The sequence below is a fragment of the Mesorhizobium sp. f-mel genome (assembly GCF_053850215.1).
In genome coordinates, this window is sequence record NZ_JBSPTO010000016.1 from 91,585 (window position 1) to 114,570 (window position 22,986).

Consider the following 22,986-nt stretch of genomic DNA (forward strand, 5'->3'; position numbering starts at 1 on the left):
TCAAAGTGCCGATTGCGTCTGAGATGGCACGACCCGCCAGACCTTGTTGCCGACATCATCCGCCACCAGCAGGGCGCCGCGCCGGTCTATCGCCACTCCCACAGGACGGCCAAAGGCCTTGTCGTCCTCGCTCAGGAAGCCGGTGAGGATGTCCTGAGGCGGGCCTGACGGCTTGCCGCCGGTAAACGGCACGAAAATCACCTTGTAGCCGCTGCGCGGCTTGCGATTCCACGAGCCATGCTGGCCGACGAACGCGCCATTCCTGTATTGAGGACCGAACAGGTCGCCCGTGTTGAAGGTCAGTCCCAATGAAGCCGTGTGCGCCCCGAGCGCATAGTCCGGCTTGATCGCCTGGGCGACGAGGTCGGGCCGCTGCGGCTTGACGCGATTATCGACATGCTGGCCGTAGTAGCTGTAAGGCCAGCCGTAGAAGCCGCCATCCTTCACCGAAGTCATGTAGTCCGGCACGAGGTCGCTGCCGATCTCGTCGCGCTCGTTGACGGCGACCCAGAGTTCGCCGCTTTCCGGATTCCAGGACAGGCCGTTCGGATTGCGCAGCCCGGAGGCGAAGAGACGCGACTGCTTCGAAGCGAGATCGATCTCCAGCACTGCGGCGCGGTTCTCCTCTTCCTCCAAGCCGTTCTCGCCGACATTGGAATTGGATCCGACCGTCGCATAGAGCTTCGTGCCGTCCTGCGAGGCGGTCATGTCCTTGGTCCAGTGGTGGTTCCTCCCCGCAGGCAGGTCGACGATCTTCTCCGCCGGTGCGGTGATCTCGGTCGCGCCCTCCTGGTAGGGAAAGGCCACAATTGCATTGGCGTTGGCGACGTAGAGCTTGCCGTTAAGTAGCGTCATGCCGAATGGCGAGAACAGCCCGGTGAGGAAGGCCGTTTTGGTTTCCGCCACCCCGTCGCCATCCTGATCGCGCAGCAACGAGATGCGATTGGCGCTAGACGTTTGCGCGCCGGCCTGGCTCTGGAAGAGGTTTGTGAAGAAGCGGCGTATGCTGCGTAAGCTCTCTATGAAGAAGCTGCGTATGCTGCGTATTCTGAAGCCCTCGTCCGGCTTGGGCGGGGCATTGCTCTCGGCCACCAGCACGTCGCCGTTTGGCAGCACGTATAGCCAGCGCGGATGGTCGAGCCCGCCGGCAAACTCGTTTACTGCAAATCCCTGGGCCGCCGTCGGCTTCGTGCCCTGCGGCCATGGCGCGGCCTTGGCGACATGGACGGTCGGCAGCCAAGTCGGATTGGGCTCCGGCAGGGTCGGGTTGGGGCCATAGGTCTCCGCGATCGGAACCGTCGCCTCTTCGCGCGACAGGAAGAAGACCGCTCCGCCGGCGACGACGAAAAGAACGATCAGCATGAGAAGGGCGGCAAGCAACTTTTTCACCAGAACCTCGAAAATGTGAAAGAACGCAAACGCGCTTATCGCGTTCCGGTTGCGGATGGAGCGGCGGATAGGGCGAAGTAGGCCGCAAGCGCGCGGACGTCGTCGTCCGTGAGACCCTTCGCGGCACTGGCCATGAGATGGCCGAAGCGCGTTCCACCCCGCTTTCCCGCCCTGAACAGCCCAAGCTGCGCCTCGATATAGCGCTCGGGCTGGCCGGCGATGGAGGGATAGAGCGGGCTGCGGTCCTGTCGTCCGTGACAGCCGAGACAGGCTGGCACGCCGGCCTCCTTGATACCCCTCTCGGCGATTTCCCTGCCGCGCCGGACAAGTGCTGGATCGCCCTCGCCCCCGGGGTGCCTCGTCGGCAGGGCGGCGAAATGCTTGGCCAGATCCGGCCAGGATTGAGGCCCTGCCGCAATGGCGGGCAGGCTCATCAAGCCGCTTGCCCGACCTTCCTCGGCATAGGCACGCAGGCTTTCTAGGAGATAGGCTTCGCTCTGCCCGGCGAGAACGGGGATCGCAGGACCGCGCCCGAGACCGTCCCCACCGTGGCAGCGGCCGCAATCCGCGAGCGCCTGCCGTAGGGTTGCGGCAGCGCCTTCAGGAGGCGCAAGCCTTGCTCCATAGGCGAGGTCACGGTAGGTGGCTTCGTCCATCGACGGCAGTTCGCGCAGGAAGGCTACCATCGCCCAGACCTCGTCGTCGCGTTCCTGCGTCGGCCAGGCCGGCATGCCGGTGAAGCGCACGCCGTGCTTGACGATGCGGAAAAGTTCCGCGTCGGACCATTCGCCGACGGCCCCGGCAAGGTCAGGCGGCTGCGGCAGCATTCTCATGACGACAGGAGATCGCGGCTCGCCCGGCGCACCGTGACAGATGGCGCAGCCGCCCGCGAAATGTCCGGCGGCCGGCTGGATCGCATGACGCGGCAGAGCTTCTGGAACGTCGACCGCCAGCGCATAGGTGCGCACAGCCGATCGCATGGCGAATTGGAGAAACCATTCCGTGATCTTCCAGTGGCCGCTTGACGCACCGACATTGAAAAAGCCGATCCAGGCGGCCAGCACCACGACGAAGGGCAGAATGGCAAGTGCGATGGCGAGCTTCTTCCAACTGATATGCATCAGACCGCCTTCCGCGGCGGGGCGGCGAGCAAGCGCGCGAAAAGCGTCACGCCGCCGGCCAGATAGACCGCCGCGCCGACCAAAAGCATGATTACGCCGCCAAGTTCCTGATCCTGCTGCGCGGAAAGCGCGACGCCGAAGCAGCTTATCTCGCCCGTCCCGTAAAGCGGCCTCGGGGTCAGCGCCAGCAGCGCCCCGAGCAAGGTCATATGGATGGACGTGAGAAGCAAGGCGAAGGCGCCGGCGGCATTGCCTGTGATGTCCGAACCGCGGCGCGGCAGGCAGGCCAGCCACAGGAACAGCCCGGCGGCGAGGAACGTGGCCTGCTCGATGGCGGTCGCAAACAGCGAGCTTTGCGCCAGCGTCCGCAAGGCCGGCGCGTGCCAGGACCAGACAATGATAAGCTCGACGAGGGAGGCGGGAAGGGCGAGGCTGAACGCCCGGTTTGCATCTGGTTTCGGGCGGAGCGGGATTCCAATCGCCATCAGCGGCGCAGCGATCGCTACCACTCCCATATGCGCCAGCATGTGCGCCGAAAACGAATCCCGCCAGGCATCGAGCAGCGGTCCGACCCAGACCAGGGCGAGGACGAGGAGACCGAGGATGAGGCAGGCGCGTCTCACCGGATACACTCCGTCAGGAACAATGCCGGCATCGCGGTGAAGATCACGGCGATGAAGCTGAGACCCGAGAGCAGCAGCGTCGCAAAGCCCTGGAACAGGGTCCGGTCGCGTCTCGTCGGATCGTCGTGCGGCGGATCGTCTGTGCCGAAGCCCCATTGCCGCCAGGCGAGCCATGCGGATAGCGCGATGAGCGAGAGGGCGATCAGAGTGGCGGCGGCGATGCCCGCGCGCACAGCGCTGAAGCTCAGCCCGATAAGCTCGGGCTTAGCGCAATAGACCGCCGCGCCGATGTAGCAAACGAGGAAATGCGCAGCCCACACCACGGGCGCGGTAAACAGCGTCCAGAGCGTTTCAATCTGTTTCGGGATGAGCCGCATCGCCGCCTCACATCGCTGCCGGAAAGAGGCCAATGATGGCGAAGGTGATGACGGCGGTGACCAGCAGAAAATGCCAGTAGAGCACCACGTTGCTTAGATCCATGTCATGCTTCGGCGTCAGTCGGCCGGCCAAAGAGCGGGCCAGGCAATAGGCCTGCATTACCGTGCCGAGCGCGGCATGAGCGAGCACCCAGATCACGAGGATCCACACGATTGCGGGATAGACGTGGCGCGTCGGGTCCATGCCGGGAGACCACGGCGCGGCCAAGCCTGCGGCGGACGCGGCAACGGTGGTCAGCAGGGACGCTACCAGCAAGCCGCGCACAGTGGCCGTGGCGCCGCGCCTGTTAAACATGCGGGCCGCCACCATCAGGCCCCACGCTGCAGCGAACAGGATGGCAGCCAGCAGCGACCAGATCGCATCAGGCCCGGCAATCCCCGCGGTGAAGTCGGCATGGATCGTCCAGTAAAAGAAATAGCCGAAGACGAGGCTGGCGAAGGCCGTGCCGTCGCCCACCATGGTGATGAACATCGCCCACCAGCCGACCGAATCGGGGCCGGAGGCATAAAGCGGCAGGCTGAGGCCCAGGCCGACATCCTTTTCCGGCTTCTCGGGGATTTCGCCAGTGCCCGTCCAGAGCCAGTAGATGACGGCGCAAAAGCAGGTGATTGCGGCCATCGCCGTCGCGATCCACCAGTGGAAGGTAAGCGCGATGAAGGCGGCTCCGAGCGAAAGGGCCGAGACGATGGTGACATGGGAACTGCCGCCGACGCGCAGCACCTGGATGGGGTCGGCGTCGAGCACGGAGGTGACCAGTCCCTCGCGCCGTCCCTCTTCCGCGTCGGGCAGGTAATAGCGGCCGCCATTGACCTTGCGCGCAAGGTCCTTCTGGTCCCAGAGGGGGTAGCGGCTGTGCACGATGGGTATCGAGCGGACGCCCCAGTTCTCCTCCGGCTCGGAGATCCATTCCAGCGTGCCAGCATTCCACGGGTTGAGTTCGTCGCGTGGCTCCCGGTGCTTCGGCCTGAGCACGTCGAAGACAACCACCAGCACGCCCGCGGCGAAAATGAAGGCTCCGGCCGTCGAGATCAGGTTCAGCCAGTCCCAGCCGATTTCGGCCGGATAGGTGAAGACGCGCCGGGGCATGCCGCGCAGCCCGCTCAGATGCATGGGGAAGAAGGCGATGTTGAAGCCGCAGAACATCAGCCAGAAGGCGAGCCGCCCGAGACGGTCGGAGAGCTTCTTCGCGTCGATCAGCGGATAGTAATAATAGAGCCCGGCCACGACCGGAAAAAGCATGCCGCCGATCAGCACATAATGGAGGTGCGCGACGACAAAGTACGTGTCGTGCGCCTGCCAGTCGAAGGGTGCGAGCGCCACCATGACGCCCGTCAGCCCGCCGATGACGAAGATGGCCAGCCCTCCGGTGCCGAACAGCATCGGGGTCGAGAAAATCACCCGGCCGGCGAGCATGGTGGCGATGAAGACGAAGATCTGCACGCCCGTCGGGATCGCCACCGCCTCGGAGGCCGCCGAGAAGAAGGCCAGCGAGATCTGCGGCAGACCTGTCGCAAACATGTGGTGTACCCACAGGCCGAAAGAAAGGAATCCCGTTCCCACTGCCGCGAGCACGATCCAGGAATAACCGACGATTGGACGCTGGGAAAAAGTCGGCACGATCATCGCCATCAGCGCGATCGCCGGCAGGAAGATGATGTAGACTTCCGGATGGCCGAAGATCCAGAACAGATGCTGCCACAGCAGCGGGTCGCCGCCGCGCGCTGCGTCGAAGAACGGCCAATCGAACATCCGTTCAATCTCGAACAGGAGGTCGCCGGCGATCAGCGGCGGGAAGGCGAACAGGATCATTCCAGCAACGATCAACAGGTACCAGGCGAAGAGCGGCATCAGGTTGATGCGCATGCCCGGCGCGCGGCATTTCATGATGCCGACGATGAGCTCGACGGCGGCCGCGATCGAGGCGACTTCGATGAAGGAAAGGCCGAGCAGCCAGATGTCGGCGCCGATGCCGGAGAACTCCTTGTCGGTGGCGAGCGGCGGATACATGAACCAGCCTGCCGACGGCGCCGCGCTGAAGAAGATGGAGCCGCAGACGAAGATACCGCCGAGGAAAAAGCTCCAAAAACTGAACGCCCCCAGGCGCGGAAACGGCATCTCGCGCGCGCCCAGCATCGGCGGCAGGAGGAAGATCGCGACTGCCTCGAAGATCGGCACCGCGAACAGGAACATCATCACCGTACCGTGCAGGGTGAAAGCCTGGTTGAAGAAGTCGGCCGACAGGAAGTCGTTGTCGGGCACGGCGAGATGCAGGCGCATCAGCAGCGCGAGCGCGCCGGCGAACAGCATGAAGGCGAAAGCCGCCGAGCCGTACCAGAGGCCGATCTGGACATTGTTCACCGAGGTCCAGTAGCGCCAGCCGGCCGGATTGGCCCAGACGGCGCGCAGCCGCTCCTCCTGCGCCTTGTATTCCTCCGGCGAGCGCTTCTTGATCGCAGCGCTCATTGCAGGCCTCTCAGCCAGGCGGCGATGGCGCGAATGTCGTCCGGCGGCAACATGTCGAAGGCCGGCATCCTGGAGCCGGGCTTGATTAGTTCGGACCGGGCGATGAAGCGGGCGACGGCGTCTTCGGTGTTGGGCAGGATGCCGGCTCCGACGGTGGCGCGGGAACCGAGATGCGAAAGATCCGGGCCGATCAGGCCGCGCGCATCGGTGCCCGCGACGAAATGGCAGGACCCGCAGCCATGGCGCAGAAACAGCGCGCCGCCGCTCGCGCCGGCGCCTTCCGCGGGAAATGCCTGGGCGGCGAGCCAGGACCGGAATGCTTCGGGCTCCATCGCCACGGCCGAGAACGCCATCAGCGCGTGAGACGTGCCGCAATATTCCGCACAGGGCCCGCGGAAGATGCCGGGTTTCGTAGCCATAAGCGAAAGCCTGTTGGTGCGACCGGGGATCATGTCCATCTTGCCGCCGAGCGGTGGGATCCAGAAGGAATGGATCACATCGGCGCTTTTCAGGGTGAATTCGACGCGCTCGCCGACCGGCAGCCTGACCTCGTTGGCGGACGCGACCGGCGGTCCCTGAGCTGGGCGGTAGACAACTTCCCACCAGAACTGCCTGCCGGTGATTTCAATCCGCAGGCCGGCGGCGCCCGCCTGGGCGAAGGGCCGAAGGCCAGGCATCAGCCACAGTGCATAGGCGAGCAGGACACAAAGCGTGACCGACGGGAAGACCACGCCGCCCCAAAGGATGATCCTGCTGGCAGACTTTTCGGCCAGCCTGCGGCGGTTGAATAGGGCTGAATGAAGAAGCACGCCGACCACGCCCAGCCAGATGACGGCGCCGCCACTTAGCATTATCCAAAACAGTATGGCTATCTGCTGCGCTTCCGCTCCCGCGGGCTCAAGTACCGACCGGGCGCCGGCAAAGCCGCTCGCCAGCGATAATGACGCAGCGGACAGGCTGAAATATTGACCCATTTCCAACCCCTCCGCCGTAAACCGGCGAGAGGGGCGGAAGGTTCCGGGCAACTGAGCTTTCGAACTAGCTGCATTCGCCGTTGCTATTTGGGCAATTTTTCAACGAGTGACAAAACAATCGCGCTCGATCCCCGTATGCCCGTCATAGTTAGCGTTAGGGCGAATGTTGGGGGCGAGCCTTGGGATTGTCCATGCCAAAGCAGGCGACGATGAGCGCAACCGGCTTGGAAGTTTTTGACAAAAACCCTGCAGACGACAAACATCTGGCTGGACGAGATCATGGCCGATTACGCGCCCGATAGGCGCGTTGCCTGGCATATGCTGGGAGCTGTTTGACGCACCTTGCGGGATTTGCTGCAGATCGAACTGGCTGCCAATTTTGGGGGCGGGGCTGCCGCTTCTCGTGCGTGGAGCCTACTATGATCGGTATCGGCCGCGTGATCTGCCGACCAGCAGCCGTTCATTGGAGGACTTCCTGCAGCGGGTGGCCGAGGAGATGAAATCCACTCGACCCGTGAATCCCGAGGATGCGACGAGATCCGTGTTCAAAGTTCTCGCCAGGCATGTCGACTTCGGCCAGTTGGTCAAGGTGCGAGACGCGTTGCCGAAGCAGATCCAGGCGCTTTGGCCCGAAAGTGTTGGAGTTTAGCAGCAGCAAGACAAAAGTCTGAGCTCTCGATACGGTTCTCAGCTGCCTCGGCCCGGCCGGTCCTTTTCCTCGCGATAAAGTCGCTCAGTGGCCCGATCGCTTTCTCTGCGCTCTGCAGGCCCCCGACGGCGCCACGTGAGGAGTGCGTAAGCGATCACGATTGCTAGCAGTAGCGGGCCGCCAGCAACGACGATCAACCACATACTGTTCTCGAACATGGAACATCTCCTTTCCCTCGTTGCCAGAAGGAGCGAAACCGTTGCTCCCTTCCGGTCCAGGGGTGGACAGTGCAGTGTAGATCTCTTCACCGAATGACCTGTGCGCCGCCAACTCAACTGCTGCGCGCAGGCGGCCTGGTTCATTCCTCCAGAAAAGCAGGCGGCCTGGTTCATTCCTCCAGAAAAACAGCTTGTTCGCGGCGGGCTGTTGCACTCGGCACGCGCTGATGGAAGAATGGATATCCCTCGGAAACGTTCCATTGTGCGAGCCATTCGCTGGCTGGCTTTCAGGCGTTCACTATATCTGTCTCGACCCCTAACATCCGGTCGCAGACGCACTACGTGATGATAGGGAACCACAAAGGCTTTCCGATAGTTGAATGAAGGGCGAGAGCAACCAGACCGGCCGGGGCGAGGATACCATGCGCGAGAACCAGTCCGACGTCTTCGATCTGTTTTCGGAGATTTACACGAATGCGGCGCAGGAGGAGATAAGCATCCAGCAATATCTCCTTGCCTGCCGCGAGGATAAATCGATGTATGCCTCGGCGCCCGAACGGATGGTCGAGGCGATCGGCGAGCCTACCCTGATCGACACCAGCATGGATGAGCGGCTCGGCCGCATTTTCGCCAACAGGACAATCAAGGTCTATCCCACCTTCTCCGAGTTTTATGGCATGGAGGACACGATCGAGCGCATAGCCGGCTATTTCCGCTATGCCTCTCAAGGGCTCGAGGAACGCAAGCAGATCCTCTATCTGCTTGGCCCTGTCGGCGGCGGTAAATCCTCGCTCGCCGAACGGCTGAAGAAGCTGATGGAGCAGCGTCCGATCTATACGCTGAAGGTGGGCGGCCAGATCAGCCCGGTTTTCGAATCGCCGCTCGGGCTTTTCAATCCTGACCGCATGGGCGACCTTTTGGAGGACAAATACGGCATCGCGCGGCGCCGGCTGAACGGCCTGATCTCGCCGTGGGCGGCCAAGCGCCTCGATGAACTGTCCGGCGACATCTCCAAGTTCAGCGTCGTGAAGCTGATGCCTTCGCGGCTGCGCCAGATCGGCATCGCCAAGACCGAGCCGGGCGATGAGAACAACCAGGACGTTTCGGCCCTGGTCGGCAAGGTCGATATACGACAGCTCGAGAATTTCAGCCAATCCGATCCGGACGCCTATTCCTACAGCGGCGGCCTGAACCGGACCACGCAAGGGTTGCTTGAGTTCGTCGAGATGTTCAAGGCGCCGATCAAAGTCCTCCATCCGTTGCTGACCGCTACCCAGGAAGGCAGCTACAACGGTACGGAGAACTTCGGATCTTTCCCTTATCAGGGCATCGTCGTAGCCCATTCCAACGAGTCGGAATGGCTGCAGTTCAAGAACAACAAGAACAACGAGGCGTTCCTCGACCGCATCCTGGTGGTCAAGGTGCCGTACTGCCTGCAGGTCACCGAAGAAAGGCAGATCTACGAAAAGCTGCTGCGCGAAAGCGAATTGGCTTCCAGTCCCTGTGCACCGGAGGTGCTGGACATTCTCAGCCGGTTCACCGTCTCGACCCGTCTGGCCGAGCACGACAATTCGCCACTTTACACGAAGATGCGCGTTTATGACGGCGAGAACCTCAAGGACATAGATCCCAAGGCGAAGTCGGTTCAGGAATACCGCGATGCCGCCGGTGTCGACGAGGGCATGACCGGCGTCAGCACGCGCTTTGCTTTCAAGATCCTGTCGCAGACATTCAACTACGACACCAAGGAAGTGGCCGCCGATCCTGTGCATCTGATGTACATTCTGGAGGAGGCCATCAAGCGCGAGCAGTTCCCGAAGGAAACGGAGGCCGCCTATCTCGACTTCATAAAGTCGGAACTGGCGACGCGTTATGCCGAGTTCATCGGCCATGAGATTCAGAAGGCCTATCTGGAGTCCTACAGCGAATACGGCCAGAACCTGTTCGACCGCTACATCGCCTATGCCGATGCCTGGATCGAGGATCAGGACTACAAAGACCCCGATACAGGCCAGATCCTCAATCGCGAGGTACTGGACAACGAACTGTCGCAAGTCGAAAAGCCGGCCGGCATTGCCAATCCCAAGGACTTCCGCAATGAGGTCGTGAAGTTCGCGTTGCGCGCCCGGGCGAGGAACAATGGCCGCAACCCGTCATGGACAAGCTATGAAAAGCTGCGCGAAGTCATCGAGAAGCGGATGTTCGGCCAAGTCGAGGATCTGCTCCCGGTGATCAGCTTCGGCTCCAAGCAGGACAGCGTAACGGAGAAACGGCATACCGAGTTCGTGCATCGGATGGTCGGACGCGGTTACACCGAACGTCAGGTCCGCCGGCTGGTGGACTGGTACATGCGGGTGAACAAGGCGGGCTGAGTCCGGCCGGGGTGGTTCCATGCCGATCTTTGTCGATCGCCGACTGAACCCGAAGGACAAGAGCCTCGGCAACCGCCAGCGCTTCCTGAAGCGTGCGCGCGAAGAGCTGAAGCGAAGCATCCGGGATCGGATTCGTACCGGCAAGATCGCTGATGTCGACAGCGAGCACGCCGTCTCGATGCCGGCGAGGGGCACAGCCGAGCCGAGCTTCAGCGATGCGAAAGACAGCGGCAGGCGGCAGCACATCCTGCCGGGCAATAAGCATTTCGCCCCGGGCGACCGGGTTCCCAAGCCCGGTCAGGGCGGCGGCGGTTCGTCTCCCGGGAAAACGGTCTCGGAGGACGATTTTCGTTTCGTGCTCTCGCGCGAGGAGGTGCTCGATCTCTTCTTCGAGGATCTCGAACTTCCCGACATGGTCAAGCTCAACCTCAAGGAGATACTTGCCTTCAAGCCGCGCCGCGCAGGGTTCGCCGCGACCGGTTCGCCGACCAACATCAATGTCGGGCGCACGATGCGAAACAGCCATGGTCGCCGGATTGCGCTCAGGCGCCCGAAGCAGGAGGAGCTTGATGCGATTGCGGAGCAACTCGCAATCCTGGAGGCAGAGCCCCAGAGCGCGGGGCCGGTACGCCAACGCATCGCAGCGTTGCGGGAAGAGCTTGAGCGACTTGAGCGCCGCCGTAAGCGGATCGCCTATGTCGATCCCGTCGACATCCGCTTCAACCGTTTTGACGCCCAGCCCGTGCCGAATGCCAATGCGGTCATGTTCTGTCTCATGGACGTATCCGGCTCGATGGGCGAACGCGAGAAGGATCTGGCCAAGCGCTTCTTCGTGCTGCTGCACCTGTTCCTGAAACGGCGCTACGACCGCACCGAAATCGTCTTCATCCGCCATACGCACGAGGCGCAGGAGGTGGACGAGGAAACCTTCTTCTACAATACGCAAAGCGGCGGTACGGTCGTTTCCACGGCACTTGAGGAGATGCGCCGCATTATCGAGCAACGCTATCCCAGCAACGAGTGGAACATCTATGCCGCCCAGGCATCGGACGGCGACAATTTCGTAACCGATTCCGAGCGCTGCATCGGCCTGATGGACGGCCAGATCATGCGCCTGTGCCAGTATTTCGCCTATGTCGAGATCATCGACGAACGTGAGAGCCATATTTTCGGCAGCACCGACAATGGAACCTCGCTGTGGCGCGCCTACAGCGCTGTCAACCAGAGATGGCCGAATTTCCAGATGAGCCGTATCGCCAACGCATCCGACATCTATCCGGTCTTTCGCCAGCTCTTTGCCAGGCAGCCGGTCTTCCAGAAAAGCGCTTGAGGGGAGCCGATGGCGAACCAGACCGGCAAATCCGGCCAAACCAGCAAATCAGGCCAAACCAGCAAATCAGGATTGCTCTTTTTAGGGTCTGACTGGGATTTCAAGACACTGTCGCGCGCCTACCAGGCGATCGAGGCGCTCGCGATCGAAGAGCTTCACCTCGACGTCTATCCGGTGCAGATGGAGATCATCTCGTCCCAGCAGATGCTCGACGCCTATTCCTCGGTCGGCATGCCGCTGATGTATCGCCACTGGTCCTTCGGCAAGCATTTTCTCTACCAGGAATTGCTCTATCGCAAAGGCGGGCGGGGGCTCGCCTATGAACTGGTGATCAATTCCAATCCTTGCATCGTCTACCTGATGGAGGAAAACACCATGGCCCTGCAGGCCCTGGTGACAGCTCATGCAGCGCTTGGCCACAATCATTTTTTCAAGAACAATCATCTGTTCCGGCAATGGACGGATGCCAGCGCTATCCTGGGCTATCTGGACTTCGCCAAGGGTTACATTGCCCGTTGCGAGGAGCGGCACGGCGTCGCCGCGGTGGAGGCCATCCTCGACGCTGCCCACGCGCTGATGGAACAGGGCGTGTTCAGATACCGCCGACCGCCGAAGCTCTCGTCGGAGCGGCAGCGAGAAGGCGTTCGTGAGCGCCTGGAGTACGAAGAGCGTTCCTACAACGATCTGTGGCGCACGCTCCCGCCGTCGAAGGACGGGACCAAGGTCAACGAAACGGACACCGGCATCGCAGAGCGGAAGAAAACGCTCAACCTGCCCGAGGAGAACCTGCTCTACTTCCTGGAAAAAAACAGCCTGGTCCTGGAGCCTTGGCAGCGTGAAATCATCAGGATAGTCCGCGTCGTCGCGCAATACTTCTATCCGCAGCGGCAAACGCAGGTAATGAACGAAGGCTGCGCCACTTTCGTGCACTACACACTCATGAACATGCTGTTCGATCGCGGCCTGATCAATGAAGGCGCGATGCTGGAAATCCTGCGCAACCATTCGAACGTGATCTTTCAGCCAGGCTTCGACGATCCGCGTTTTTCCGGCATCAATCCTTATGCCTTGGGCCTCGACATGATGCAGGACATTCAGCGCATATCGACTGAGCCGACCGCCGAGGATCGTGACTGGTTCCCCGATATCGCCGGCAACGGCAATTGGCGCGAAACCCTGCTCGACGCGTGGGCGAACCATCGCGACGAATCATTCATCCGCCAGTATCTGAGCCCCGCCCTGATGCGGAAATGGCGGTTCTTTATCCTCGCCGATGCCGCTAGCGAACCGCATTACGAAGTCGCGTCGATCCACAATGAGCGTGGCTACGAAAAGATACGCGCCGGGCTCGCCCAGAGCTACGACATCGGTGCGAGCCGGCCGGATATCCAAGTGGTGGATGTTGATCTGCTCGGTGACCGACAATTGCGGCTGGAGCACAAGGTGAAGAACGGCATCATGCTGGAGGAGGCCAGTCGCGACGCCACCCTCCGCCATATCCGCACCCTGTGGGGCTATGAGGTCAGCCTGGCGGCGATCGATGCGCAAACGGGCGGGACGCTCAACGAACGTTCGACCAGCCAAATCGGGGAATGACCAGAACCCGGATGGCCGGCGACGGCGTCGTTCTACAGCCGGGTTTCCACTCTTGGGTCCGATGCTCTGGCCGTCGGACCCGGGAAGGTCGGTTTCGTCGGAATCTCGGAGGGTGTCTCGGGAGGAATTTCGACGGGCTGCCTTTGCGGGCTGGGAATGGGATCGGGCGAAGGCGGAGGAACGCCCGGAGGCTCATCCGGCGGAGTTTCCGGCGGAGCAGGCGGCCGGGCAGGTTCAGGATTCGGATTATCCGGTATCGGCACGGGATTGTTCGGATCAGGATCAGGATCGGTCATGGGATACTCTCCGAAGCTTGCTTCTCATCTCCTGCGTGCCGCGACAATAAATGCGCGCATGTGCTCCTCCCTGACCCTTGCCTCGTAACACGAAGCGACGCTACTTGTTCGTCCGCATCTTTTGCCTTGGATTGATCCCGCCAAGGGCGTTGGTGTCGTTCTCGACATCGCCTTCGATCGTGTTTTCGCCTTCGAGTAAGAGTTCGTCGCCTTCCTTGATCGTCCCCTTGGAGGTCCCGATACCGGGATTGTTCCTCAAATCGGCATCGCTCGGCTTTTTCCACTTTGGATGTTTGGTTCCGCTCATGGCACAACTCCTTCGAAAAGGGTCCTGTTGTAGAAAACAGCAGGGCGCGATGAATGTTCCGCCGAAACTCACCTTAATGCGGCGTTGTCCGAGAGGCGGCTAAAGCCCGAACGGATAGGTGTCGGGAACGCCCGCTCCCATATGCTCCGGCCCAAGCGGCGTCACCGCGACGGTTTCGTCAAACCAGACGAAGGCGTCAAACTGCTGCGAAAGAGAGGCAGCCGCGTAATGGCTGCGCAGTTCGGTTTCCGGCCGATAAATCACGCCGATGAAGCGCTCCAGCCGACGCTCCAGAAGCCGATCGCGAAGATCGTCGTCGCGCTTGATGTCGAGCAGGAAACGCGAGACGCCGCAATCATGGCAAAGCCGCTCGTAGCTATCGCTAAGCGAGGGCCGCACCCGCTTGATTTCCATCTCGCTGTCCCAGTCGGAGGCCGCGGCCACTGTCCCGGAATGCGTACTGAGCCCGATCAAGGCAGCCTCGTCGCCGAAACGCTGGCGAGAGAGCTGGCCGATGTTTACTTCGTCCCTGACAATCCCCATTTCGGTATAGCGTGCATCTCCGATGTGGGAATTATGCGCCCACACGACCGCCTTGGCGTTCGGCCCGCGGGCTTCCAGCAGATGCTCGAGTGTCTCGAACATATGGGTGTCGCGCAGGTTCCAGGACTGCGCGCCGCCATAGTACATGATCCGATAGTAGCGTTCCGCGGAAGCGATCAGCCGGGCATTCTGGGTGGCATCTAGAAAATCAACGCCGTCCTGCTGCGCATAGTCGAGCTGCTTGGCAAGCAGTTCGCGGCATTGTTCAAGCACGGCCTGCTCGCATTTCTCGTAACCCGATGTGAGCGCGACGCGGCCGTAGGTGGATGGTTCGTGTTGCCAAGGCGTCAGGCAGCCATAGCGTTCACGCGCGATCTTTGCTGCCTGCGGATCGACCCGATCGAGATATTGCAGAACCGCGCCGATCGATCCGCTCATATTGTAGATGTCGAGGCCATAGAAGCCCGCCAGCCGGGACGATATCCTGATCCGCTCATTGTGTTGTCGCATCCAGTCGACAAACGCGGCAACGTCGGTGTTGCGCCACATCCAGGTGGGAAACCGCTGGAACGGCGGATCGGCGTCAGCCCGCGACGGCCGATGGCGGACGTGGCGGTCAATCGCCGCTGCGTCAGGCCAGTCGGCTTCGACCGCGACGATGGTGAAGCCGTGCTTCTCGATAAGCCTGCGGGTGATCGCCGCACGAGCCCGGTAGAACTCCGACGTACCGTGGCTCGCTTCACCAAGCAGGACGACGCGCCGGTCGCCAAACCGGTCGAACAATTCGCCGAACGCCGGATCGTCGAAATCCGGCAGCGGTTCGGCCGCTGCCGCGATCATCTCCGGCAGGCTGCGCGTGCGTGCGGGTCCGGACCGACGATCCGCGGTACGGCTGCCGCTCTCGGGCCAGCCCTGCTCGCCGATGAGCGGGACAAACCGCACGCCGCCGAAATCCTCCTCGCTGTAAGTTGCAGCGCCGGTTCGGGTGACCTTGAGAAGGCGCTGATCATGCGGTTCGTCGCCGACCGGGATGACGAGCCTGCCGCCGACGTCGAGCTGTTCCTGAAGGGCAAGCGGCGCACCGGGTCCGCCGGCGGCGACCAGAATGGCGTCGAAGGGCGCTGCGTCGGGCCAGCCTTTGGTGCCATCGCCGGTGCGGACTTCGATATTGTCATAGCCAAGCTCTTCGAAGCGCTGTCTCGCCGTTTCGGCCAACCCGGCGTGGCGTTCGATCGTGTAGACGCGTTCGACGATCCGGCTCATCACGGCAGCCGCGTACCCTGAGCCGGTGCCAACCTCCAGGACATGGTCGCCCGGTCCGATCTCTGCCATCTCGATCATCAAGGCGACGATGTAGGGCTGCGAAATCGTCTGACCTTCGGCGATCGGCAGCGGCCCATCCTCGTAGGCGAACTCTTCAAAGCCGGGTGCGACGAAAGCCTCGCGCGGAACCTCACGCATCGCTTGCAGTACCTCGCGGTCATGGATGCCACGGCGGCTGAGCTGGACTTCGACCATTCGGTCGCGTGCATCGGGAAGATCGAGCATCTTTTGCTCCTCTTTCGGGCTGGCGGTCCTCCGCACTGATTGTCCCTCAATCGTGCTTAACGGCTCCCCGGCGACAATCCTCGGTCGGCGTGCGCTCGGATCGGCAGCGCTTGATCTCATTTCGGCGGCTTGCCACCTTAACCGTTGGCGAGCTTCCAGGTTCCTGCAAAGAGCGATTGGCAGGCGCAAATGGCGGCTCCAGCCGAACTTATTTCCGTGAAAATCCTTTCTCCGAGGCGATCTCACTCCAGATATCGACGGGCGAACGCATTCTGGAGACTTTCCATGAACGACGAGGCTCGGACCACTGCGCAGACAACAGGCCTTGATCAGGTCAATCTCATGGATCGCTATTGGCGCGCCGCGAACTACATTTCGGTCGGCCAGATCTACCTGCTCGACAATCCGCTGCTGCGCGAGCCTCTGAAAGCCGAGCACGTCAAGCCGCGGCTGCTCGGCCATTGGGGCACGACACCTGGCCTCAACTTCATCTACGTCCACCTGAACCGCGTTATCCGGGAACGCGGTCTCGACGTTCTGTTTATCTGCGGCCCAGGTCATGGCGGCCCGGCGATGGTGGCGAACACGTGGCTTGAGGGAACCTACAGCGAGATCTATCCTGAGATCGGCCAGGGCGAAGACGGCCTGAGGAAACTCTTCCGGCAATTCTCCTTCCCCGGTGGAGTGCCGAGCCACGCTGCTCCGGAAACGCCCGGCTCGATCCATGAAGGCGGAGAACTGGGATATGCGCTGGTCCATGCCTTCGGCGCGGCCTTCGACAATCCTGATCTGGTGGTCGCCTGCGTCGTCGGCGACGGTGAAGCGGAGACCGGTCCGCTCGCGGCGGCATGGCACTCCAACAAGTTCCTCAATCCGGCATCCGACGGCGCCGTGCTGCCGATCCTGCATCTCAACGGCTACAAGATCGCCAACCCGACGATCCTTGCCCGCATGGATGACGTGGAATTGCGGGGCCTGTTCGCCGGCTATGGCTACGAACCACTTTTCGTCGAAGGACACGAGCCGATTCCCATGCATCGGTTGATGGCCACGAAGCTGGACACCGCGCTGGACAGAATCCGCTCCATCCAGAAGCGCGCCCGAGCGTCGGGCTGGCAGGGAGAGCGTCCGCTGTGGCCGATGATCGTGCTGCGCAGCCCGAAGGGGTGGACCGGACCGAAGGAGGTCGACGGTAAGAAGGTCGAGGATTTCTGGCGCTCGCATCAAGTTCCGGTGTCGAACGCGCGCGGCAACGAGGCGCACCGCAAGATCCTCGAAGACTGGATGCGGAGCTACGAGCCGGAAAAGCTGTTCGACAACAGAGGGCATCTGCATCCAGAGTTGGCGGCGCTTGCGCCAACCGGGTCAAAGCGCATGGGCGCAACCCCCTATGCCAATGGCGGATTGCTGAAGCGCGACCTCGTGCTTCCCGATTGGAAAAGCCTGGCGCTCGACGTGCCGCGTCCGGGAGGTGCCACAGCCGAGGCGACGCGGGTTGTCGGAAGCTATCTCCGCGACGTCATGCGCCTGAATGCGGAGGCCAGGAATTTCCGGCTGATGGGGCCGGATGAGACGTCCTCCAACCGCCTTGACGAAGTCTTCGAGGTTACGGACCGGGTCTGGATGCAGCGGATCGAGCCCTACGACGTCCAGCTCTCCCGTGACGGCCGTGTCATGGAAGTGCTCAGCGAGCATCTCTGCCAGGGTTGGCTGGAGGGCTATCTGCTGACCGGCCGGCATGGCCTGTTTTCCTGTTACGAGGCGTTCATCCACATCGTCGATTCCATGGTCAACCAGCATGCGAAATGGCTGAAGACATCCCGCGAGCTTGCCTGGCGCAAGCCGATCGCTTCACTCAATTACCTGCTGACCTCTCATGTCTGGCGGCAGGATCACAACGGCTTCAGTCACCAGGATCCGGGCTTTGCCGATTTTGTCGCCAACAAGAAGGCCGATACCGTCAGGCTCTATTTCCCGCCGGATGCCAATACGCTGCTCTGGATCACCGACCATTGCCTGAGAACCTACAACCGCATCAACGTCATCACCGCCGGCAAGCAGCCGGCGCCGCAATGGCTGTCTGTCGAAGACGCAGAAACCCACTGCAGGGCGGGGGCGGGAATCTGGGAATGGGCCGGAACGGTTGCCAAGGGCGAGGATCCGGATGTGGTGATGGCCTGCGCCGGCGACGTGCCGACACTGGAGACGCTCGCTGCCACCGACATTTTGCGTTCGGCGCTTCCAGACCTGAAGGTTCGCGTCGTCAATGTGGTCGACCTGATGACGGTGCAGTCGAATTCAAAGCATCCGCATGGCCTCACCGATGAGGATTTCGACGCGCTGTTCACGAAAACCAGGCCGGTCATCTTCGCCTATCACGGCTATCCCTACCTCATCCACCGGCTGACCTACCGACGCGCCAATCATGACAACATGCACGTGCACGGTTTTCGCGAGGAAGGCACCACCACCACGCCGTTCGACATGGTCGTACTCAATGAACTTGACCGTTTTCACCTGGCGCTCGCCGCGATCGAACGCGTGCCAGGTCTCGCCGAACGGGCGAAAAATCTTGCCGCCGAACTTCACGGGAAGCTTGCGGAACACAAGGCTTATGTCCGCGAGTACGGCGAAGACATGCCCGAGATTCAGAAGTGGAACTGGCCTGATAACAGTGCGACGAAGGTTGCCGATTGATGCGACACGCAATTCTTGCACTGAACGCCGGCTCCTCCAGTATCAAGTTCGGACTATATGACCTTGAACCGTCGGCAGAACTGCAACTCGTCTCGCGTGGTACGCTGGACCTGGGCAATGCGCCGAGGCTCAGCGTGAAAGCGGCCGATGGAACAGTGCAGTGTGATCGGCCGCTTGCTGGAGACGCGCGCAATGCGGGCATCGACGCGTTGCTCGACTGGATCGAGAGCGAACTTGGCGGCAGAAAACTGGTCTCCGCCGGACACCGCATCGTGCATGGCGGGCGCGACTTCGTCGAACCCGTCCGCCTGACGCCTCACGTGATCGAGGCGTTGGACAGGCTGACGCCGCTTGCTCCGCTGCATCAGCCTCGCAGTCTCGCGCCGATCCGCACACTTGCGGCGCTGCGGCCGGATCTGCCGCAGGTCGGATGTTTCGACACAGCCTTCCATCAGACGATCGATCCGATCGTGAGCCGCTTCGCGCTGCCGCGTAGATTTGATGAGGACGGAATCCGCCGCTACGGGTTTCATGGTCTTTCCTACGAATACATCGCCGGGCGGCTCAAGGAGATAGCGCCCAGTCTTGCAGCGAAGCGGACGATCGTCGCCCATCTCGGCAACGGAGCGAGCCTGTGCGCCATGCGCGACGGAAGAAGCGTCGATACGACGATGAGCTTTTCCGCGCTCGACGGCCTGGTCATGGGCACGCGTTGCGGCGCTATCGATCCGGGGGTGCTTTTGTACTTCATCCTGGAGAGAGGTATCGCGGGGGAGGCTCTGCAGCACATGCTCTATGAGGAATCCGGGCTGCTCGGAATATCCGGCATCTCGGGCGACATGCGCACGCTGCAAGCGAGCGACGATCCCCACGCCCGCGAAGCGGTAGATCTTTTTGCTTTCCGGGCCGCAAGGGAAGTTGCCGCACTCGCCAACACGTTGGGCGGCCTCGAATGCCTCGTGTTCACCGCCGGCATTGGCGAGCGCTCAGCGCCGGTCCGCAAGGCGATATGCGAAAGGCTTCATTGGCTTGGCGTGGCGATCGACGAGCCATCCAATGGCTCTCATGCCGAGATCATAAGCCGATCGGACAGCAAGGTCGAAATACGCGTCGTCGCGACCGACGAGGAGAGGATCATCGCTCGCCACACGCGCGTGCAGGGGAATGCTTGATAACGCAATCAACGGTGCTGTTTTCCAAGACAAGGAACCCTGCGCGCCTGCGACCGTTCCCCTGTCTGATACCAAAGGGAGAGATCCAATGGCCGAAACCCCTAACAACGCAGGCGCCTCAAAGGCGGCAAACGAAGCCCAGGAGGCGATGAAGAAGCAGATCGCTGAGCTTCGCCGCGAGATCACGAAAATAAATCGGACCCTTTCCGACCGCGCCGAGGAGGCAGAGGGCTGGTACGACAGCGCCGCCGAACGGGCCTCGCGCGCAGCCCGGCAATTGCGTAGCCAGGCGCACACCGTGACTGAAACTGTCCAGCAGAATCCAGGCACAATATCTTCGGCGATGATGCTTGGCGGCGTGCTCGGTGTTGTCTTGGGAATTGTGATTGCAAAGAGTTCCGAACCTGAGCGGCGGTGGTTCTAAGGGGCAGATCACCACCCTTGCAGTGCCGAGCCTATCGGCATCAAGCATGGCTTTTGCGCTGTTGGCATCGGTTGCCATGAGCGTCGCCAACCTGACCCGCGCCACGCAAAAGAATGCGGCGATCCACTGAACCGTGGCCGTCTACCGCGGCGTTGGGCTCTGCTGTGCAAACTGCCAAATTGAAACCCGTCACCACTAATTTCGTACAGCTCTTGTTTCATCGATCATCTTGCTGACAGTCTTCATGCACCAACTGACGGAGAAGAATATGCGGCAAGCGCTGATCGTATGGGGCGGCTGGGATGGACACGAGCCGGAAGAAGGTGCGCGCCTCGTCAAGGCGATGCTCGAAGAGGAAGGGTTTGGCGTGCGCATCGAAACCACGACCGAGATATTCGCCGACCCGGCGATCGCCGATCTGAGCCTGATCGTCCCGATCTACACGATGGCCAAGCTTGCGAAGAACGAGGAGCTCAACCTGACAAAGGCAGTCGAGGGCGGTGTCGGCCTTGGCGGCTATCACGGCGGCATGTGCGATGCCTTTCGTGAAGCCACGGAATACCAGTTCATGTGCGGCGGTCAGTGGGTGGCCCACCCAGGCAACATCATCGACTACCGGGTCGACATCATCAGGCGCGACGATCCGATCATGAACGGCATCGATGATTTCCCGTACCGCTCCGAGCAGTACTACATGCATGTGGATCCATCGAATGAGGTGCTGGCGACCACCACCTTCTCCGGCGAGCACGCGTCCTGGATAGAAGGCGTGGTCATGCCGGTCGTCTGGAAGCGCCGGCACGGCAAGGGAAGGGTGTTCTATTCGGCACTCGGACATGCCGTCAGGGAGTTCGCGGTGCCGCAGATGCGAACGATATTTCGCCGCGGCCTGGTGTGGGCGGCGCGCTGAGAGCGCGACAGTCGGTCCTGCTGTACTGGTCGCCACGCCAGGAATCCTGCCACGCCGTCAGAGATGGATTTGGAGCCCTGTGAAGGATGGCGCCGAACCTGAAACAAAAACCCGCCTCGGCCGCGGGTCGTTGGCGCGAATAGGCACCGTAAACAATTTCATAGCACAGCTGCCGGCACAAACCAAGAACAAACGTGCTGCCGACAAACGCTCACGTTTCTTGCCGGAGCAAATGCCGAAGCGTTATCGCATCACCGAGCAATGCGGCGCAGGGCCAAGGCAGCGACAGTGGTGCTCGCTGCCAGAAGCGGCGGCCAGGCCTGCGGATCGCCCATGGCATGGAGCGTCAGGCCGCTGAGCAGCAGCCACAGCAGCGGGATCGCAAACAGCAGCGGCACAGGCCTGCCGCTCGCTGCAAGCAGGACGCCGAGCGTCGTGATCGCAGTCGGGTCCGGCGCGATGCCGAAGACCTCGGCGCTTGTCCATGGCCGCCGGAAAAGCGGCGGCAGGAGGGGATAGACGACGAGGCCAGCGGCCATGATCAGCAGCCCGAGCCTTGCTGCGATGTCCCGCCGCTCGAAGGCGAGGCCGCCGCGCGCGGCACCGCCGAACGCCAGCAGCAGCGCCTGCAGGCCGAAGGCCGGCGCGACATAGGCGATCGCCCAGTTGATCACGGCATAGCGGCTCGACAGGAAGGACCAGCCGACGAAGGCAAAGAGCGCGGCGAGGACGAGCGCAATCCAGAGGCCGTGGCGAGGCGGCCGCCGCAGCACGAGCAGGACAATGGCGAGGCCGGCGGCGAGCGTCAGGAGATGCAGCGGCCAGAAGGCGGCATTGGCCAACTCGAACATGCGCCAGTAGACGCGCGGCGAGAATAGCAGGAAATCTTCCAGCCGGTAGGTCCACCATTCCGACATCTAGAGATTCCGGACGTAGGCCGCCATCTGATCGCGCATGGCCGCGTCGGGGAGGGGACCAGTCGCCGCCAGCACGTTCTCGCGCACGTGTTCGACGCGGGTGGTGGCGGGGATGGCGACGGTTACGGAGGGATGCGAAAGGATGAACTTCAAAATGAACTGCGCCCAGGTCCCGGCACCGATCTCCGCCGCCCAGTCCGGCAGCGTCTCGCCTTCGAGCTGGCGCGTCAGCGCGCCTTGGCGAAACGGCCGGTTGACGATGACGGCCATCCCGCGCTCGGCCGCCAGCGGCAGGAGCCGCTCCTCCGCCTCGCGGTCGACGATGTTATAGGTGAGCTGCACGAAGTCGAGCGGATGCGCGCGCATGATTTGTTCGAACAGGTCGTGCCGTCGTCCTTCGGACGTCGTGATCCCGACATAACGGATCCGCCCGTCCGCCTTCTTGGCGAACAAGGTTTCGAGATGCGTTTCCCAGGCGACGAGGTTGTGGACCTGCACGAGATCGAAGCGCGGCACACCCCACAAGCGGCGCGACTGCTCGATCTGCGCGGGTCCGTCGGCGGCGGAGGAGGTCCAGACCTTCTCGGCGGAAAACAGCGCTTCGGGCCGGCCGAGCTTCTCGAGGCCATAGCCGATCACAGGCTGCGAGGAGCCGTACATGGGCGAGGAATCGATCATGCGGCCGCCCGCCGCGAAGAAGGCCGCCATCACCTCGGCGCACTCGTCGCGCAGCACCGGATCGTCGCCGACATTGAAGGTGATCCAGGTGCCCAGGCCCACAGCGGGAAGCATCTCTCCCGAGGAGGGCACGGCCCGCATCACCGGCGCAGGCGGCGCGCCGGGCGCGGTTCCCGGCAGCACCAGAGCCGCTCCGGAAGTGGCGGCAGCCTTCACGAACGTCCTGCGGGTGATGATCATCGTCTGCCGTCCCTGTACTCCCGACTCCCTGTACTCCCGACTCCCTGTGCTCCCGACTACTTGTACTCCCGACCACAAGAA

The 22,986-nt window shown here is 62.1% G+C and carries 17 protein-coding genes and 1 pseudogene; 8 read left to right on the top strand and 10 right to left on the bottom strand.

Annotation, left to right across the window (positions count from 1 at the left end):
• The 6 genes from ACWUKX_RS19765 to coxB form a co-directional block, all read right to left on the bottom strand.
• Entirely contained in the window at positions 1 to 1,362 is a 1,362-nt protein-coding gene (locus ACWUKX_RS19765) for a PQQ-dependent sugar dehydrogenase (protein WP_456008569.1), read from the bottom strand.
• A gap of 62 nt (positions 1,363 to 1,424) precedes the next feature.
• Complete coding sequence (locus ACWUKX_RS19770) at positions 1,425 to 2,510, bottom strand: c-type cytochrome (RefSeq protein WP_456008538.1); 1,086 nt, start codon at positions 2,508 to 2,510, stop codon at positions 1,425 to 1,427.
• Positions 2,510 to 3,133 carry a cytochrome c oxidase assembly protein gene (locus ACWUKX_RS19775; protein ID WP_456008539.1) on the bottom strand — a complete coding sequence of 208 codons (624 nt, stop codon included), beginning with the start codon at positions 3,131 to 3,133 and terminating at the stop codon, positions 2,510 to 2,512. The genes ACWUKX_RS19770 and ACWUKX_RS19775 overlap by 1 nt, the downstream gene beginning before the upstream one ends.
• Entirely contained in the window at positions 3,130 to 3,510 is a 381-nt protein-coding gene (locus tag ACWUKX_RS19780) for a hypothetical protein (RefSeq protein WP_029350504.1), read from the bottom strand. The genes ACWUKX_RS19775 and ACWUKX_RS19780 overlap by 4 nt, the downstream gene beginning before the upstream one ends.
• A 7-nt stretch (positions 3,511 to 3,517) precedes the next feature.
• Positions 3,518 to 6,034 carry a cytochrome c oxidase subunit I gene (gene ctaD, locus ACWUKX_RS19785; RefSeq protein ID WP_456008541.1) on the bottom strand — a complete coding sequence of 839 codons (2,517 nt, stop codon included), beginning with the start codon at positions 6,032 to 6,034 and terminating at the stop codon, positions 3,518 to 3,520.
• Positions 6,031 to 7,008, bottom strand: coding sequence for a cytochrome c oxidase subunit II (gene coxB / locus ACWUKX_RS19790; protein ID WP_456008542.1), 978 nt, complete (start codon positions 7,006 to 7,008; stop codon positions 6,031 to 6,033). Before coxB ends, ctaD begins: the two co-directional genes overlap by 4 nt.
• 209 nt (positions 7,009 to 7,217) lie before the next feature.
• Between coxB and ACWUKX_RS19795 the strand changes: the two are divergent.
• The 4 genes and pseudogenes from ACWUKX_RS19795 to ACWUKX_RS19810 all read left to right on the top strand — a co-directional run bounded on the left by ACWUKX_RS19795 (position 7,218) and on the right by ACWUKX_RS19810 (position 13,173).
• Positions 7,218 to 7,657, top strand: a pseudogene (locus tag ACWUKX_RS19795) (DUF2267 domain-containing protein).
• Between the two features lie 640 nt (positions 7,658 to 8,297).
• Positions 8,298 to 10,247 (top strand): PrkA family serine protein kinase, encoded by a 1,950-nt coding sequence (locus ACWUKX_RS19800; RefSeq protein WP_029350511.1) that lies wholly within the window; start codon positions 8,298 to 8,300, stop codon positions 10,245 to 10,247.
• 19 nt (positions 10,248 to 10,266) lie between these two features.
• Entirely contained in the window at positions 10,267 to 11,577 is a 1,311-nt protein-coding gene (locus ACWUKX_RS19805; RefSeq protein WP_456008543.1) for a YeaH/YhbH family protein, read from the top strand.
• A 9-nt stretch (positions 11,578 to 11,586) separates the two neighbouring features.
• Complete coding sequence (locus tag ACWUKX_RS19810; RefSeq protein ID WP_456008544.1) at positions 11,587 to 13,173, top strand: SpoVR family protein; 1,587 nt, start codon at positions 11,587 to 11,589, stop codon at positions 13,171 to 13,173.
• Between the two features lie 396 nt (positions 13,174 to 13,569).
• Here ACWUKX_RS19810 and ACWUKX_RS19815 read toward each other — a convergent pair whose 3' ends face one another.
• Together ACWUKX_RS19815 and ACWUKX_RS19820 are read right to left on the bottom strand one after the other, a co-directional pair.
• On the bottom strand, positions 13,570 to 13,776 hold the full coding sequence (locus tag ACWUKX_RS19815; protein ID WP_029350518.1) for a hypothetical protein: 207 nt from the start codon (positions 13,774 to 13,776) through the stop codon (positions 13,570 to 13,572).
• 99 nt (positions 13,777 to 13,875) lie between these two features.
• The gene (locus ACWUKX_RS19820; RefSeq protein WP_456008545.1) at positions 13,876 to 15,867 is read right to left on the bottom strand and encodes a protein-L-isoaspartate(D-aspartate) O-methyltransferase; all 1,992 of its coding nucleotides are present in this window, start codon (positions 15,865 to 15,867) and stop codon (positions 13,876 to 13,878) included.
• Positions 15,868 to 16,152: 285 nt separating this feature from the next.
• Here ACWUKX_RS19820 and ACWUKX_RS19825 point away from each other — a divergent pair, with 285 nt between their 5' ends.
• The 4 genes from ACWUKX_RS19825 to ACWUKX_RS19840 all read left to right on the top strand — a co-directional run bounded on the left by ACWUKX_RS19825 (position 16,153) and on the right by ACWUKX_RS19840 (position 21,070).
• Positions 16,153 to 18,564, top strand: coding sequence for a phosphoketolase family protein (locus ACWUKX_RS19825; RefSeq protein ID WP_456008546.1), 2,412 nt, complete (start codon positions 16,153 to 16,155; stop codon positions 18,562 to 18,564).
• Positions 18,564 to 19,736: an acetate/propionate family kinase gene (locus ACWUKX_RS19830; RefSeq protein WP_456008547.1), complete on the top strand. Its 1,173-nt coding sequence runs from the start codon at positions 18,564 to 18,566 to the stop codon at positions 19,734 to 19,736. Before ACWUKX_RS19825 ends, ACWUKX_RS19830 begins: the two co-directional genes overlap by 1 nt.
• Positions 19,729 to 20,160, top strand: a complete 432-nt coding sequence (locus ACWUKX_RS19835; protein WP_455846953.1) for a hypothetical protein — start codon at positions 19,729 to 19,731, stop codon at positions 20,158 to 20,160. The genes ACWUKX_RS19830 and ACWUKX_RS19835 overlap by 8 nt, the downstream gene beginning before the upstream one ends.
• A gap of 268 nt (positions 20,161 to 20,428) precedes the next feature.
• The gene (locus tag ACWUKX_RS19840; protein ID WP_456008570.1) at positions 20,429 to 21,070 is read left to right on the top strand and encodes a ThuA domain-containing protein; all 642 of its coding nucleotides are present in this window, start codon (positions 20,429 to 20,431) and stop codon (positions 21,068 to 21,070) included.
• A 251-nt stretch (positions 21,071 to 21,321) separates the two neighbouring features.
• On the opposite strand, the gene ACWUKX_RS19845 is transcribed toward ACWUKX_RS19840, so the two are convergent.
• Complete coding sequence (locus ACWUKX_RS19845; RefSeq protein WP_456008548.1) at positions 21,322 to 21,987, bottom strand: DUF6064 family protein; 666 nt, start codon at positions 21,985 to 21,987, stop codon at positions 21,322 to 21,324.
• Positions 21,988 to 22,905: an aldo/keto reductase gene (locus ACWUKX_RS19850; RefSeq protein WP_095518833.1), complete on the bottom strand. Its 918-nt coding sequence runs from the start codon at positions 22,903 to 22,905 to the stop codon at positions 21,988 to 21,990.
• Positions 22,906 to 22,986 lie beyond the last annotated feature (81 nt).